This window comes from Bacillus sp. 005/A4HT-01/001 (assembly GCF_004634445.1).
In the GTDB taxonomy this organism is placed as follows: domain Bacteria; phylum Bacillota; class Bacilli; order Bacillales; family Bacillaceae; genus Bacillus; species Bacillus altitudinis.
Genome location: NZ_SEIZ01000007.1, coordinates 85,640 through 100,954 on the forward strand (window position 1 = coordinate 85,640; position 15,315 = coordinate 100,954).

Here is a 15,315-nt window from a genome sequence, read left to right on the forward strand (position 1 = left end):
TATGGCGAGCGATCAAAAAACGATTGACATTTTAAAAGAAAGAGCTTCAGTAAAAGAGTATGATACAACTCATGAAATGACAAAAGAAGAGTTAAAAGAGCTTCTTGATATCACAACAAAAGCACCATCTGCTTGGAACCTTCAGCATTGGCATTTCACTGTTTTCCATAGTGCTGAATCAAAAGCAAAACTTCTTCCAATTGCTTATAACCAAAAACAAGTCTCACAAGCATCAGCTGTGATTGCAGTGCTTGGTGACCTTGAAGCCAATCTAAATGGTGAAAAAATCTACAGTGAGCTAGCAGAACAAGGCTTCATCACAGAAGATATTAAAGAAACACTGATGACACAAATCAATGGTGCTTACCAAAGCGAGCAATATGCACGTGAAGCTGCTTATTCAAACGCTTCGTTAGCTGCTATGCAATTAATGATTGCGGCGAAAGCAATGGGATATGATACATGCGCAATGGGCGGTTTCAGCAAAGAAGCGTACGTGAAAGAATTCAATGTGAGCGGTCGATACGAACCAGTGATGTTGATTTCTGTCGGCAAAGCAGCAAAAGAAGCTCATAAAAGCAATCGTTTTGACATCGAAGAAGTATCTGATTTCCTATAAAAAACGGCACAGTCTCAGCTTCATGCTGGGGCTTTTTTATTTGCTCTAAATATTATTTTTCCATACTTATTTTCAAGTCTTCCTTTCTCTCTATTCACTATTTACCTCTTTTTAAAAATGAAAGCGTTATATTAGTATGATATTCATAAAAATGATTGTTTTTTCTGAAAATGGTCTTGTGATCTAATCTGACAACTGCTATTATTATGAAATTACAAAATATTAGAGGAGGAAAACATGAACAAAAAACTGATACTGACACTACTCATCGCGATTCCATTCATTGGGCAGCTTGCACTGCTCCCCTTTGTGAATCGTATTCATCCATTTGTCATCGGGCTGCCTTTTTTCCACTTCTGGCTCTTACTATGGATTGTACTCACACCCGTTTGCACATTTATCATTTACAGGATGCAACATTCAAATGGAGGAACTGACGAATGCAAGGAAACTTAACAGCTTTATTGATTACTGCAAGTATTATTTTCATCGTCGTGGTCATCGGTTTTGCCGCTGGTCGTGATAAATCATCAAGACAATCAGTAGAAGAATGGTCTGTTGGCGGGAGAAAATTTGGCGGGCTTCTCGTCTGGTTCCTTGTTGGCGCAGACTTATATACTGCTTATACCTTTTTAGGGCTCACAAGTACAGCTTATACAGCGGGAAGTGTTGCTTTTTTCGCTATCCCCTATTCAGTTCTTGCTTATTTTATTGCGTATTTCTTCTTACCAAAACTTTGGACGGTTGCAAAAAATCACAAGCTGACAACACTTGCTGATTATGCACGTGAGCGATTTGACAGTAAACTGTTATCCAGTTTGATTGCCATTGTCGGTGTACTCATGCTCATTCCATACATTTGTCTTCAGCTCAGCGGGATTCAAGATACGTTAACTGTCGCTGGAACGGGTTATATTAATGTGAATGCAGTTGTTATGATTTCATTTATTTTAGTTGCACTTTATACATTTTTCAGTGGTATTAAAGGTCCTACATATACAGCTATTATTAAAGATATTCTTGTTTGGGTGATCATGCTCTTTATGGTGGTTTCCCTCCCGATTATTCATTTTAACGGCTGGACGCCGATGATGAATACGTTAGCTAAGGAGGCCCCACAGCTTCTGACGATACCTGAAGGAGGCCCTAAAGGCATTTTGTGGTTTATTACCGCATCAGGTGTTTCTGCACTCGCATTATTTATGTGGGCTCATGCAGCAACTGGTGTTTTCACAGCCAAAAGCGCAGATGCCATCCGTAAAAACAGTATGTTTTTACCTCTTTACAACATTGTATTGATTTTGGTCATCTTCCTTGGCTTCATTGCCTTTTTAGTCTTACCGGAAGATACAAATCCAAGATTTGCTCTTCTTCATTTAATTCAGACGTCATATGGCGGCGTGATGCAGGGGCTTGCGTATTCAACGATTGCACTTGCTTCTCTCATTCCATGCTCGATCATGGCCATTGGGGCGTCGAATTTATTTGCCAATAATTTGTACCGTGATTTAATCCATCCAAATGTGTCACCTAAACGTTTAACGATCATTACACGTTCGATGGTATTTATCGTGATCGGGCTTGCTCTTTTATTCGGTATGTTGTTCCCGACTGCGCTTGTCACGCTTCAGCTGATCGGTGTTTCTGGAATGGTTCAAATTTTCCCAGCCATTGCCATCAGCTTGTTCTGGAAAAAACAATCGAGAGAAGCAACGATTGCGGGGCTCATCGTAGGAATTATCGTGACCTTTACAGCGAATATGACACAAATGACATTCGGCCTTTATGAAGGCTTTCTCGGTTTACTAGCAAACGTTGTGGTCATCTTGATATTGAATCCATTCTTCCAGAAGAATGTCGCATCTAATTCTGTGACAAGTGATTTGTTTGAAAAGAATGGGAAAACAACGGAACCTGTGGCTAACAAAGCATAACACAAGAAAAAAGCAGTCCCCTGATAAGGACTGCTTCAGCGTGTAGACAAACCCTCGCATTCTTTGTCAGTCCTGCGTGCTGGTGCTCACGAATGTCAAATTCGCTCCGCTCCAGTACTCGTCCTTCCTAGACTTCAAAGGTTTTCTATCACGCTGAGCTGAAAAGAAGACAAAGGGCTAAAATAAAGTTCATTTTAGCCCTTTGTCAACAATTTGAAGCAGTCCCCTGATGAGGACTGCTTTTTCTATTTCATTTCTTTTTTCAACACTTCAATGGCTTTTTTCATTTGCGTGTCATTTTTCTTGAGCTTATCTTGGATGTTTGTCATCAGTACCGTCGTTGTGTCCCCTGTCAGAATACCATCAGCCTTTAGATCGTGATCTGATTGGAAACTTTTCACGATCGACTGGAATGCTTGATCATATTCTCCATTGGCTTTTGCTTTGTAGCCAAGCGCTTGGAACATTTTTTGAGCCGCTTTGACTTCATCTCCATCATCATTCAGTTGATACGTCTTTTTCGGACTTAAGTATGGCAGCTTCGCATAACTCGGCAGAGATGCTTTCACCTGTGGCTCAATTCCTTTTTTGTGAATCCAAGACCCGTCTGGTGTCAGCCACTTGGCAATGGTTAATTTCACACTAGAGCCATCATTGTAGCTTTGCGCATTTTGAACAGTCCCTTTACCAAATGTCTTTTCTCCAACCAGTTGAATGCTAGAGGATTGGTGCAGAGCTGCCGCCATGATTTCAGCAGCACTCGCTGAACCGCCGTTTACAAGAACAACTGTCGGCTGATGAACTTTGCGTTCTTTTTCCGCTTTGTACACTTGTTTCTTTCCTTTTTCCTCAACCTGCATAATGACTTTTCCTTTATCGATAAAGTCATTGCTCATTTCAATTGCTTCTGTCATAATGCCGCCTGGATTATCTCTCAGATCAATGACAAAACCTTTTGCCCCTTTTTTCTCGAGGTCATCAATCGCTTTATCTAACTCTTTAGACGTGGTTTCAGCAAAAGAAGTGATTTGGATTTCACCTATTTTATCTTTTGTTAGTTTTGCATACACCGTTTCAAGTGGAATCGTATCTCTTGTGATCGTCACATCCACATTTCCAACACCTTGTCGGTTCAAATGCAGTTTGACATCCGTTCCTTTTTTCCCTCTGATAAGAGAAACGGCTTTATTCACTGACATGCCTTTTGTACTTTTACTATCCACTTTTAAAATACGATCATGAGGTTTCAAACCAGCTTTTTCAGCAGGAGAGCCTTTAATCGGTGCGACAATTAAAATTTGTCCATCCTTCTCTTCTACTTGTGCACCAATTCCTTCAAATGAAGATGAAATGGTGTTGTTAAACCCTTCGGCTTCCTCCTGATCCATATATGTAGAGTATGGATCATCAAGTGATGCAATCATTCCTTGAATCGCACCGTCTACTAGTTTTTGATCATCCGTTTTTTCGTAATACTCGTTTTTTACCTTCGTATATGCAGCCATGAGTTTACTAAACTTCTCATCTCCTGAAACGCTGACAGCACCTTGTTTTGTGATCACAAATGTAATCGCTGAGGAAAGCGCTGCTGTTACCAGAATGGCTATCACGAACTTGAATTGTTTTTTCAAAAAAACACCACCTTTATCTCCTTTCATTATTATCAAGGACGATTCTTCATCCGTCAACCAAAGGATCAAACTTCTATTTGAAAAGATAAGCCATTTCGCCTTGCAATGCATAATCTTTAGAGAGAAACATGATAAAGAAAGAAGGGATTCCATGAGTGACTATGTAGAAATGCTTGCCTATTTTGGTGTATCAGGTGCCCATCCTGGTGGAATTGAGCTAACAAAAACGATGATTGAGCATCTTCACTTGGCGTCTGACGATCGTATACTGGATGTCGGATGCGGCACAGGACAAACAGCCGCCTATCTAGGACATTTAGGTTATGAAGTAGAGGCGATTGATACACACCCTTTGATGATTGAAAAAGCCAATCTGCGATTCGAGCGGGAACAACTACCTTTCCGTGCACAGCAAGCATCGATCGAACACCTGCCATTTGCGGATGACTCGTTCTCTCTACTGATCAGTGAATCTGTTTTAAGTTTCACCCATTTACCTGCTGCGCTTGCTGAGGTCAAACGGGTGCTTGCTCCTGGAAAACAATTGATCGCAAATGAGGCTGTGTTAAAAGTGCCGCTTCCCTCAAAAGAACAGGCAACCATTCGGGAGTTTTATGGGTTTCACTCCCTCTTTTCATTTTCTGAATGGAAAAGGCAGTTAGCGTCCGCAGGATTCCGTGACATTCAGATTCTCTCATTCGATGAGCACATGGTGCAGGAAGAGCCGACCGAAATGGAATTATCAGATCAAATACCACCTTCTCTTTATGATACATTACAGACACACTATGACCTGATTCAAACACACCGAGAACACCTGAGTCACCTTGTATTTGAATGTACAGTATAAAATGAGCGAATCTCCTATATGTTTTGTCCAAACTCTATGAAGTCTTTCGCATAGGATAAGAGTGAAAAGAGTTTGTCATAAGGAGGAAAAACATGGAGCGCTACTATAAACTTTGTCAGCAGCATATGGGGAAAGTAGCTAGAATTACTGATCGAAATGGCAGAGTACATGTTGGACGTATTGAGCGGGTGTCAAACCGCAAAGTTTATATCCGACCAGTCGGCGGGTCCCGCAGGGGCTTAGGCTTTGGCTATTACGGAGGTTATTACGGAGGCTATTATGGCTGGGGTCCAGCTTATGGCATCGGTCTCGGTTTTATTACCGGCTTCGCATTAGCAGGTTTGCTCTTTTTTTAAAACGGCGTATAAAAGAAGGCCTCCCAGCTTCGGGAGACCTTTTATTTGTTTATATTTTCTTCACTTTGTTCATGTACTCTTCGAATGTTAAATCATGATCATGCATCGCTTTTGCAGCTTCTTTCCCTACATAGCGCAGGTGCCACGGCTCATATTCATATTTCGTGATGTCTTCTTTCCCTTTTGGATAACGGATGATAAAGCCATATTTATAAGCGTTTTTGGCTACCCATTTACCATCAGGTGTTTCACCAAATTTTTCAGAGATTTCAAAACCGGCACTTTTTGAGGAAATATCCATAGCTAAACCTGTTTGATGTTCACTTTCGCCTGGTAAGGCTACGGCTTCTTGGGCTTTTTCTTTCCCTTTTAGTTTCACTTCACTATCAAAAATGACTTTTTGACGATCATAGGAACGATAGCCCGATACTGCAGCAAGCTCAAAGTTTTCCTTTTTAGCACCTTTGAATAACTTCGCAAGTGCCTCCGCTGCTTCTTTTCGAATATATCGTTTTTCAATATCCTCTGAAAAAGAGAATTCCACTTTTGGTACAACGAGATCAGAAGGTTTATAGGTTCCTGGCAGTGCATATTCTTTGTTCACTAAAGCAAGCACATTTTCAGGGTTTTGAATGGTCTTCAGTCCGCTCACTACCTTGATGTCATTGAAATATTCACTCTTTAACGTCAGCTCTTGATTAGATGAATCTGCCGTATCGTTTGAGTTTTGCTGGGGTGATGAACTTGCTGCGTTCTTTTGTTCGTTTGTTTTGTTAGATTCAGTGGTACCGCTTTTCTGATCCAGCAACTGGCAGCCTGATAATGCGGCCGTCAAACCAAGAATCGATGCGATTGAGAGTATTTTATAGCTTTTCTTCATGACATACCTTCCTTTTGCTCTACTAAAAAAATAAAGATGCGCTACATCGTAGCACACCCTTTATACTATTATAAAACAGAATCTAGTGCAATTAAGATCATTTCGTCAAATGTCGTTTGACGCTCTTCAGCAGTTGTTTCTTCTCCTGTTAGCACATGATCACTCACTGTCAGAATCGACAACGCTTTTCTGCCAAATTTTGCAGCAAGCGTATAAAGAGCCGTTGTCTCCATTTCGATCGCTAGAATTCCATATTGATCCATCAGCTCAAGTGGTTTTTCATTATAAAACTGGTCTGCTGTAAATACATTCCCAACACGCACAGCTACATTTTTCACTTCTGCTGTGTCGTAGGCTTTTTTCAGTAAACCAAAATCAGCACATGGTGCGTAATCAATCGGTCCAAATGCCACACGGTTCATTTGAGAATCTGTTGATGATGTTTGAGCTAAGATGACGTCACGTACATTGACATCTTTTTTGATCGCTCCGCAAGAACCAACACGGATTAAGTTTTGAACATCATAGCTTTGGATCAGCTCATTCACATAGATCGAAATAGACGGTACGCCCATTCCAGTACCTTGTACAGAAATGCGTTTTCCTTTATATGTTCCAGTATAACCATACATGCCGCGCACTTCGTTATAGCACACAACATCTTCTAAATATGTATCTGCAATATATTTCGCACGAAGCGGATCGCCCGGAAGCAATACCGTTTCTGCAATTTGTCCTTTTTCTGCTCCAATATGTACACTCATTTTTTAGCCTCCACTTACGTTTAACATGTGTTTAGTCCCATTTATTATAAACGATTGAGATCAAAAAAGAAAATACCAGCTGAAAGTAAAGCTGGCATCGTCGTTTATATTTAACTCATCGTCATTAGGCGTTCACTGCGTTTCCATCCTGCCGGAAAGAGCTGGTAGTAGCACTTCCCTTTTTTCTGGTCATCAATCACAACGATATCCCCTGTTGTGATAAACCGTGCATTGTAATCATTAGGGACTGTATCTTGTACATTAAATGTCGAGAATGCTTTTTCCAGTACATCAAGGTGTGTCCTGCCGCCAATCTTTGTCCGGTACACAGGCTGATGTCCGCTTTCTGCACCATATTCAGGTGTTTGATAAATGGTTAAGTGATAAGCTGAAGGTTTCTTTTGAAAAAATCTCAACGTCAATTGCATTCAAATCCCTCCCCTTTTATATAAAATTGGCTGGGATCTATGAATTTCCTTCTTCTATTTTTGTCGAATGACGGACAATTTTTCGTCAATCTTTTTACATATGAGAAATAAAGCTAGTCCTATCGCAAAGCCCCCTGCTACATCAGTGACATAATGCACACCGATATACATCCTGCTGATGCCGATCATCAGCACACAACATCCTGTCACCATGTAGACTGCTTTTTGTCTCTTTTTCAGCCACGGAACCATTTCAATGAATAGATAGGCGATAAATGGATAGATCGTTGCTGCATTCATAGAATGTCCGCTCGGAAAGCTGTAATAGGTCTCATTCACTAGATGATCAAAGGCTGGACGCTCTCTAGCAAACAGTCCTTTCAGTTCATGATTGACCGTTTTTTCTGCTATATATAGTAGAAAAAGCAGCATAATAGAGTGGTAGCGTTTATACATAAACAGCACCACGCTAAAGATGAGCATGATTGGGACAAGCAGCGCACTGATACCAAAGTCAGTCAAAGTCAGCATGACATCATTTAAAAAAGGAAGTCTGATGTTTTCAAACGATAAGATGATCTGGTTGTCCAACTCCTGGAACATGCCAGACACCATAAGCGCTGCGATGGCGCCAAACAAAAGGAAAAAAATGATGACATACACGCGAAACAATTCCCCTCCCTTTCTACTCAGAATCTCTTCAAAGTATAGTGCCTACCACGCCTCTTCTTCAACTATCATTGCTTTCCTCAGCATATATTCAAATGTAATATCGGCAAGCTCAAACGTTTCCAGCTCAGATGGTATGTACCCTCTTTTGACCAGCTCCGTGTAGAAGAATTCTGCAATTTCCTCTGTATCAATCACCAAATCTGCTTCTTTCATTGCTTTCCGCCTCCTTTTTTATGATGTATGAACGTCGCCTTATTTTTATTACAGTTTGTCATAATGGCTCATTCCATACATATAAATGCAGTAAACGAAAAGAAAAGGGGCATGAGGCAATGAAATGGTTAAGCATTTTAGATGGACATACTTTTGATCAGGTGATGGGCCGTATCTTGAGGGGATGGTTTTATGTGATTGCTTTTTTCTGTGTTCCTTACTTTTTATTCGTGTTAGGACAAGTCTTCTTTTAACCAAAATGCTCGTTTAAACTTTCCAAAATAAAGTCCATCATATCCTTATATTCTGGGTCTTTGAAAAATTCATAGAGAATTTTATAATCATTGTAAATATCAAGAAGCTCATCCACTATAGATACAGCGAGAAATTCTAGTGATGCTTCGCTTTCTTGTTTCTCTTCTAACTGTAATAGAGCGGTTTGCACCATATCTTCCTCTATTTCTTTTGAGGTTTCTCCAACATAATGCACAAAAAGAAGCTGATGAACAAACTGATCCATCTCATATTTCCTTAGAACAAGCGTCAAGTCTTCTTCTTCTGTTTCCAACCATTCTCCGTCTTTTAACCTTGTCAGTTCATAAATGACATCTTCCCAGCCATCTTCAAGGTAACGCCATATTTCAGTCCGATGACCAATGATTTTAAATAGCTCTTTCCCGTAATCCTTTACATATACAACATCGCCAATGAGGAACTCATATTCAATGTCCAGCTTTTCTGTATCCACTATCACCCCGTCGTACTCATCGTAAAGCTGGAGTGATGTTTCAAAATAAAGCACCTCATTATGATTGACCTCATATAAATAATGCTGGTCAATTTGATGGACTTTTGTTATCGTTCCAACTGTGCCGTACATGACAACGACGACAATATCCCCTACTTTATATTTTGGTGCTTTCGCCTTCATTCTGTCTCCCCCTTGCCCGACTTTTGGTCTTAACGTATCGTATGCCGGCGCAAGGAATTCTGCATGGGCAACCACACCATGCAAAACGCCATTTTATTTCTTCATGAAAAAACCGCTTCTTCCATACGGAACAAGCGGTTGTGTGTGTTATTTTTTTTTGACTTCTACTTCGTATTGCTCAAAAGCCTCGTCAAATGTCGTCATGGAGCTTAAATAGTCCCCATTTAACTCTAAATAGGCACATAGCTCATGATAATCAGTGGATGCTTTAGGAAAGCTGTGATCTTCATAAGCAGCATTTGCAAAATGACTGATTTCATCCTTCGGTTTTGGATGTCTATACTTCATTAAATAATGGTAAAACGACTTCACCTGTTTTTCCCTCCGCGACACTCTATTTTGTTGTTATATTATACAGGAATTTGATGACTTGTATAGGCGGAGGTACAACTTATGAAGAAAAATCAAAGTAATTACGCTTTAATAACCGCTCCATGCTCATTAATTCTGCATATGAGATTTTTTCTGGAAGTTTTGTTTGATCGACTAAAATTAATTGATCTTCTATCTCTTTTACTGTCTCATCCTTCTGATACGTCATCCCGCAATGCGTGCAAGAAATCGAAGGCGTTTCCAAAATCTCAATCGATTGTGTGCCCGTGATGAGTTCCCAATAGACTGTGGTCTGTCCTGCGTTCGCTTTCTTCTCCTCACACCAATCACATGTCAGCAACGTTATTTCTCCTCCTTTACGGTTTGTTCTTTTTTGAGCTGGGCTTGATATTTCTTCTCTTTTAATTCATCTCGTTTTTCACGTTTGTTTTTGAGCGTATCATGTTCAGGATTCGTTTCATAAGACTCTCTTCGTTTCATTCGGCTTAAATTTTCAGGCGTAAAGGATCTTGCTTCATCTTCAAATAGAGCAGTTATGCCAATGGCGGGTTCTTTCTTTTCTTCATAGATTTCATTAAAATACGCATCTGCTTGGCCTGCGACGTAATGTTCTGGCTCCGGATAAGAGGTGATCACACCTTCAAAGTTACGCAGGACCACTTTCTCAGGGCTTTGAGATAATAAATAATTTGGCTGTAAGGTGATCTTACCTCCGCCGCCTGGCGCATCTACAACAAAGCTTGGCACGGCATAACCACTCGTATGTCCTCTTAAGCCTTCAATGATTTCAAGGCCTTTTGAAACTGGTGTTCTAAAGTGGCCGATCCCCTCTGATAAATCACATTGATAAATATAATAAGGTCTGACGCGAATCATGACGAGATCATGCATCAGCTTCTTCATAATTGGAACACTGTCGTTAATTCCTGCTAGGATCACCGCCTGATTACCAACAGGGACGCCAGCATTGACAAGTCGCTCACACGCTTCTTTTGCTTCTTTTGTGATTTCAATGCTTGTATTAAAGTGAGTGTTCAGCCAAACAGGATGATATTTTTTTAAAATCTCACACAATTCATCTGTAATTCGCTGCGGAAACACGACCGGTGCACGTGTTCCAATTCGAATGATTTCAACGTGAGGAATGTCTCGTAAGTTTTTCAAAATGTATTCAAGCACTTGATCATTAATTAACAGCCCGTCACCGCCTGAAATTAACACATCCCGCACTTCAGGGGTTTCTCTAATATATCCAATGGCGGCATCTAATTGCTTTTTCGGCACGCCCATCCCGATCTGACCGGAAAAGCGCCTTCTCGTACAATAGCGGCAGTACATGGAGCACTGATTTGTGACAAGAAACAGCACACGATCTGGGTAGCGGTGCGTTAAACCCGGAACAGGTGAATCCTCATCTTCATGGAGCGGATCTTCGAGGTCATATTTTGTTTTATGAAGCTCTTCTGCAATCGGTACAGACTGCATACGGATTGGGCATCTTGGATCGTCTGGATTCATCAGTGAGGCATAGTAGGGTGTTATGTTGAGTGGAATGGTTTTCGTGGAAATCTTCACCCCTTCTTTTTCCTCTTCTGTTAAGTTCACGACTTTTTCTAAATCTTCAAGCGTTTTGACCGTATGCGTCAGCTGCCAAATCCAGTCGTTCCACTTTTCCTCGGGTACGTCCTTCCAAAGTTCAATGTCCTTCCAATGTCGCGCAGGTTGATACAGTTTTTGATTCATATCCATTCCCCCTATCAGCATTCACTTTATACTATGCAAGTTATGTGCCAACATGGGAAAATGCCCCTATTCTTTACAAAAGGAGCTTTTCCGTCACATTCACCTGTTTGAAGTGCCTACTTTTCGGCATCTGTATATTTTTTTAGTTTATACTGCAATGTTTGTCGAGGAATCTTTAAAGCGGCTGCTGTTTGCTTAATATTCCCTGCGTGCTGTCTTAAAGCTTCTTGAATCAGCGTTTGTTCAAATGACGTCACTTGACTTTTTAATGAGGACTCTGGTGGATGACTTTCTATCTGATGCGTCCGCAAATGGGCAGGGAGATATGCTGGGGTGATTTCTTCTGCTTCCTTTGGCATCATCAAGACGGCATGCTCGATCGTATGTTTTAATTCTCTGACATTCCCTGGCCACTGATGGGCCATAAATACTTGGACAGTTTCTTCTGAAAGGCGGTTGACGTTTTTTGAAAATTGCTGATGATACATTTGAATAAAGTGGCGGGATAACAGCTGGATATCATGCTTCCTGGTGCGAAGCGGCGGGATATGAAATGATGACACATGCAGTCTATAAAATAAGTCTTCTCTTAACATTTGTTTTTTAACGGCTTCAAATGGGTCGATATTGAGGGCAGTAATCACTCTGACATTTACTTGAACCGCCTTTGCATCACCTATCCGGCGGACAACACCATCCTCTAACACACGCAGTAATTTTGTTTGAAGCGTAAGCGGCATCGCTTGCAGCTCATCAAGAAAAAGCGTACCGCCATCTGCTAATTCAAACAGCCCCTTGCGATCTATTGCGCCCGTATAACTTCCTTTGACAGACCCGAATAAAAGACTTTCAAGCAGCGATTCTGGAAGAGCAGCGCAGTTTTGCGGGATAAAGACTTGATCTTTCCGATCAGATGCATGAACAATCGCTTGTACGAGTACCTCTTTTCCTGTCCCAGTTTCCCCGAAGACCATAACCGACGAAGGATATGCAGCAGCTTTTTTCGCTTTCTCCAGCATCTCTTTTAAGTGTGGATCATTTGTTAAAAATGAAGAAAAATCGAGCATTTGAGTGGTCTCCGCGGCACCATCCGTTCGTTTTTTTTGATCTAAACGATTCGAAAGCGCCGACAGCTTCGACACATCCTTCGATACTTCTACCGCCCCAATTAACTTACTGCCTTCCATAATGGGCAGTGTGGTGTTGACGGTCTCAATTTTTTCTCCATTTTTATTCAAATAGGTTTGCAACGAATGATAAATGGGTTTTCCTGTTCTAAGTACATGCATGAGTGTACTTGTCTTTTCAGTTAATGAAGGATACACATCCAGTATGTACTTGCCAATCACCTCTTCTTTCGCTAAACAGTCGAACTTCGCTGCATTATGATTATAAAAGATGGTGACCCCTTGATCGTCTACAACGTGAATCGCTTCATCGATGGCTTCTAAAATTAATTCAAACCAATCCGCTCTTTCGACAACCTTCCCCACTATTTCCCCCTCACTTTCTATGCCGAAAATCCGGCACTGTATTGCCCAATTTTCAGCGGCTTGATGATATTCAACGTGTTCCCCTATCCTTTTCACGTTTCGCTTTTTCCTTTCGATCTCCTGCTTTTTTCGTCAATTCTAAAAAAAAGCACCCCACTTATGAGGAGTGCTTTCGTCCTGACGTTTGATAAAGAGACATGTCAAATTCCTGAAGAGACTCCATATACAGCGGCACAATTGGCTTTCCTTCTTGAAAAAATGCAAATTGAGAAGGTTGTAGTTTGATTGGCTGATGGTAAAACGCAAATATTTTCACTACCTCAGGGACAATTCGGCAAAAGGTATCATGCACAAATAAATAGACATCTTGTTTCCATTTAAACAGCCGTCTATTTGGTGGGCTGAATATTGGAGATACTTGAATGATGCTGCCTTCCTCAAACGTCTCCAGCTGCTGTTTTGTGACCGTGTAAATCTCCTTTTGATGAAACTGAAAATATTGCACATCACGTCTTGAAGCAAACCGTCTTTTTGTCTGATGTTCAATATAATAAAATGTTCTGCCGTTATCTGCAGTGACGACTGTATAATTCGGAACTGTCAGCGGCTCGTTCATTTCATATTTCATCGTACATAAGGAAGGAACACGAATCGCACGCCTGTTCTTTTCATTCACCCAGCGCTTGTCAATTAGATGGAGACATCCGTGAGCGATTTGATAATAAGCGCCATCTCTTTCAATCACAGTTCCGTCAATTAAATCGTAGGGCATACTCGCAAACATATGATGGAATGATTGTGGCGTTTTATATGTGGTATCTAGTACTTCTTGTAATGGAAAGAACGCAGCAAAATGATTCAGTCTCATCCAAAACACAGAATCAGCATGATGCCAATGTTTTGGTTCGTCGGCCCAGTATTGTCCGTATTTTTCATGAATAAGCGAAAGCAGCCGGCTTCTATGCATAACAGAGCAATGGTCGACTTGAAAGGATGCATGCTCCAACACTTGATCTGCTTCTCGAACGAAGCTCGCCGTTTCCACCAAATGCTGATTCACATGCACGACACGCTGCGAGGAATAGACGATATCTATGTGAGGCTTCGATTGAAAAACCTCGACCATTTTCTCTAAACGATCTTTTCTGTAGACTGTATCATCAGTTACATAACAAACCAGCTCACCTGTTATACGTGTTAATGCTTCATTAATTAGCGTTGCATAACGTACAGTCTTCAGCCGGTTTGCAGGATGAATTTGATGAGAATACAATTGAATGCGCTTATCCACTAAATAAGGCTGCATCTTTTGGATCGTTTCTTGTTCAGAGCCATCATCCATGATCAAAAGCTCCCAATGCTGATACGTTTGTTCTACCACACTCTTTAACACACGTTCAATGAAATCAGGTTTGTTGTAGCTTGTTAATATCACTGATACTTTCATGACCATTATCCTTTTTTAAATAGATTAAAAAGCCCCCCAGCTGACAATGTTCACATAAGGAACACTTACTCTTAGCTGATTTGTCGCATTTTTAAAGACTGCTACTGAGTCAAACAATTGTACGACAACCACGTTTTGCAGCACATCTCCATTGACTAAATGAACACGCGGCAGCGGAATGCCGAGCTCAAGCCACGGGCGCAGCAATTCTTTAATCTCTGACGCACTCCCTTCCTCACTTTCCTCTAAAAGATGAAGAAGAAGTATAATCAACACAACTTCAAGTATTCCTTCTGTTTCTAGTAATTCTTCGTTCCAGCCATTTAATAGTTGTTCAAATTCCATTCAGATTCCCTCTTTCTTCTCGTTTGATCTTTACTAGAGTATGAGGATCACTTCATTTAGCATCAGCATTTGAAAATATTTTTCAAAAATGTGTGAAGTCATTAAATGAAAAAAGAACAAGGAATGAGCATTCTGCTTATACCAAAAAAAGAGAACGGCATATACATAGTGGTGTGTTTGAATGGATGAAGAAAGGATGGGGAAAACATGAGCGAAAAGCGTGCCGAATTAAAAAAAGAGCTGTTAAAGCTGTTTTTCAAACCGCTTAGTCATGCGTTAACAGTTAATCTCGAAGAAGGAGGAGTTCAAGTGGAAGAAAAATTGAACGATTTATTTAGTGAGGTGGCTGCTGAAGCATCACCTTCAGATTCTGCTACAACACTCGACGTATCTCAACCAGCAAGATGGATTTTTGCAAGACTTGCACCTGGAACAGTCATTAGCATTGTCATGGACTCAGGTGACTTAATCGGACCCGTTCAATTCGTATCATTCGATGCTTCAACAGGTGTTGTTTTCGTCACACAAGAAAGCTCTGTGACACCTACAGGCTCTGCAACGACTCTATTAGATGTAGATAAAGTAGAAAGTGTTACGTTCACATCTTAATGTGAGA

At 40.8% G+C, this 15,315-nt stretch carries 20 protein-coding genes; 7 read left to right on the top strand and 13 right to left on the bottom strand.

Annotation, left to right across the window (positions count from 1 at the left end):
* The first annotated feature begins 1 nt into the window (after window position 1).
* From ES896_RS17315 to ES896_RS17325, 3 genes are all read left to right on the top strand, one after another.
* A complete protein-coding gene (locus ES896_RS17315) occupies window positions 2-619 on the top strand; it encodes a nitroreductase family protein (protein WP_113747251.1) in 618 nt (205 codons plus the stop codon).
* Between the two features lie 237 nt (window positions 620-856).
* Entirely contained in the window at window positions 857-1,075 is a 219-nt protein-coding gene (locus ES896_RS17320; RefSeq protein ID WP_008346461.1) for a DUF3311 domain-containing protein, read from the top strand.
* Window positions 1,060-2,553 (top strand): sodium:solute symporter family protein, encoded by a 1,494-nt coding sequence (locus ES896_RS17325; RefSeq protein WP_048003186.1) that lies wholly within the window; start codon window positions 1,060-1,062, stop codon window positions 2,551-2,553. The genes ES896_RS17320 and ES896_RS17325 overlap by 16 nt, the downstream gene beginning before the upstream one ends.
* A 245-nt stretch (window positions 2,554-2,798) precedes the next feature.
* Here the strand turns inward: ES896_RS17325 and ES896_RS17335 are convergent, their stop codons facing one another.
* On the bottom strand, window positions 2,799-4,184 hold the full coding sequence (locus ES896_RS17335; protein WP_008346456.1) for a S41 family peptidase: 1,386 nt from the start codon (window positions 4,182-4,184) through the stop codon (window positions 2,799-2,801).
* A gap of 151 nt (window positions 4,185-4,335) precedes the next feature.
* On the opposite strand from ES896_RS17335, the gene ES896_RS17340 reads away from it, so the two are divergent.
* Together ES896_RS17340 and ES896_RS17345 are read left to right on the top strand one after the other, a co-directional pair.
* Entirely contained in the window at window positions 4,336-5,034 is a 699-nt protein-coding gene (locus ES896_RS17340; RefSeq protein ID WP_060832400.1) for a class I SAM-dependent methyltransferase, read from the top strand.
* A 92-nt stretch (window positions 5,035-5,126) separates the two neighbouring features.
* A complete protein-coding gene (locus ES896_RS17345; RefSeq protein ID WP_017359682.1) occupies window positions 5,127-5,390 on the top strand; it encodes a hypothetical protein in 264 nt (87 codons plus the stop codon).
* 49 nt (window positions 5,391-5,439) lie between these two features.
* Here the strand turns inward: ES896_RS17345 and ES896_RS17350 are convergent, their stop codons facing one another.
* The 5 genes from ES896_RS17350 to ES896_RS17370 all read right to left on the bottom strand — a co-directional run bounded on the left by ES896_RS17350 (window position 5,440) and on the right by ES896_RS17370 (window position 8,347).
* Window positions 5,440-6,270: a M15 family metallopeptidase gene (locus ES896_RS17350; RefSeq protein WP_017367458.1), complete on the bottom strand. Its 831-nt coding sequence runs from the start codon at window positions 6,268-6,270 to the stop codon at window positions 5,440-5,442.
* A 68-nt stretch (window positions 6,271-6,338) separates the two neighbouring features.
* Window positions 6,339-7,034 carry a purine-nucleoside phosphorylase gene (gene deoD, locus ES896_RS17355; protein WP_060781124.1) on the bottom strand — a complete coding sequence of 232 codons (696 nt, stop codon included), beginning with the start codon at window positions 7,032-7,034 and terminating at the stop codon, window positions 6,339-6,341.
* A 110-nt stretch (window positions 7,035-7,144) separates the two neighbouring features.
* The gene (locus ES896_RS17360; RefSeq protein ID WP_007500756.1) at window positions 7,145-7,462 is read right to left on the bottom strand and encodes a YodL domain-containing protein; all 318 of its coding nucleotides are present in this window, start codon (window positions 7,460-7,462) and stop codon (window positions 7,145-7,147) included.
* A 54-nt stretch (window positions 7,463-7,516) separates the two neighbouring features.
* On the bottom strand, window positions 7,517-8,125 hold the full coding sequence (locus ES896_RS17365; protein WP_052320724.1) for a phosphatase PAP2 family protein: 609 nt from the start codon (window positions 8,123-8,125) through the stop codon (window positions 7,517-7,519).
* A 51-nt stretch (window positions 8,126-8,176) separates the two neighbouring features.
* Window positions 8,177-8,347, bottom strand: a complete 171-nt coding sequence (locus ES896_RS17370) for a YozD family protein (RefSeq protein ID WP_017359685.1) — start codon at window positions 8,345-8,347, stop codon at window positions 8,177-8,179.
* A gap of 119 nt (window positions 8,348-8,466) precedes the next feature.
* Between ES896_RS17370 and ES896_RS20450 the strand changes: the two genes are divergently transcribed.
* Complete coding sequence (locus tag ES896_RS20450) at window positions 8,467-8,601, top strand: hypothetical protein (protein WP_017359686.1); 135 nt, start codon at window positions 8,467-8,469, stop codon at window positions 8,599-8,601.
* Here ES896_RS20450 and ES896_RS17375 read toward each other — a convergent pair.
* The 7 genes from ES896_RS17375 to cgeC all read right to left on the bottom strand — a co-directional run bounded on the left by ES896_RS17375 (window position 8,598) and on the right by cgeC (window position 14,699).
* A complete protein-coding gene (locus ES896_RS17375; RefSeq protein WP_008346441.1) occupies window positions 8,598-9,278 on the bottom strand; it encodes a hypothetical protein in 681 nt (226 codons plus the stop codon). The genes ES896_RS20450 and ES896_RS17375 overlap by 4 nt on opposite strands.
* Before the next feature lie 147 nt (window positions 9,279-9,425).
* On the bottom strand, window positions 9,426-9,650 hold the full coding sequence (locus ES896_RS17380; RefSeq protein ID WP_003215834.1) for a YozE family protein: 225 nt from the start codon (window positions 9,648-9,650) through the stop codon (window positions 9,426-9,428).
* 79 nt (window positions 9,651-9,729) lie between these two features.
* Window positions 9,730-10,011, bottom strand: coding sequence for a YokU family protein (locus tag ES896_RS17385; protein ID WP_025207505.1), 282 nt, complete (start codon window positions 10,009-10,011; stop codon window positions 9,730-9,732).
* Window positions 10,012-10,013: 2 nt separating this feature from the next.
* Complete coding sequence (gene kamA, locus ES896_RS17390; protein WP_008346434.1) at window positions 10,014-11,414, bottom strand: lysine 2,3-aminomutase; 1,401 nt, start codon at window positions 11,412-11,414, stop codon at window positions 10,014-10,016.
* Between the two features lie 116 nt (window positions 11,415-11,530).
* Entirely contained in the window at window positions 11,531-12,907 is a 1,377-nt protein-coding gene (locus ES896_RS17395; protein WP_135227106.1) for a sigma-54 interaction domain-containing protein, read from the bottom strand.
* Window positions 12,908-13,064: 157 nt separating this feature from the next.
* A complete protein-coding gene (locus tag ES896_RS17400) occupies window positions 13,065-14,360 on the bottom strand; it encodes a glycosyltransferase family 2 protein (protein WP_048003317.1) in 1,296 nt (431 codons plus the stop codon).
* Window positions 14,361-14,378: 18 nt separating this feature from the next.
* The gene (cgeC, locus tag ES896_RS17405) at window positions 14,379-14,699 is read right to left on the bottom strand and encodes a spore maturation protein CgeC (RefSeq protein WP_007500768.1); all 321 of its coding nucleotides are present in this window, start codon (window positions 14,697-14,699) and stop codon (window positions 14,379-14,381) included.
* 207 nt (window positions 14,700-14,906) lie between these two features.
* Between cgeC and ES896_RS17410 the strand changes: the two genes are divergently transcribed.
* Complete coding sequence (locus ES896_RS17410) at window positions 14,907-15,308, top strand: hypothetical protein (protein ID WP_007500770.1); 402 nt, start codon at window positions 14,907-14,909, stop codon at window positions 15,306-15,308.
* Window positions 15,309-15,315 lie beyond the last annotated feature (7 nt).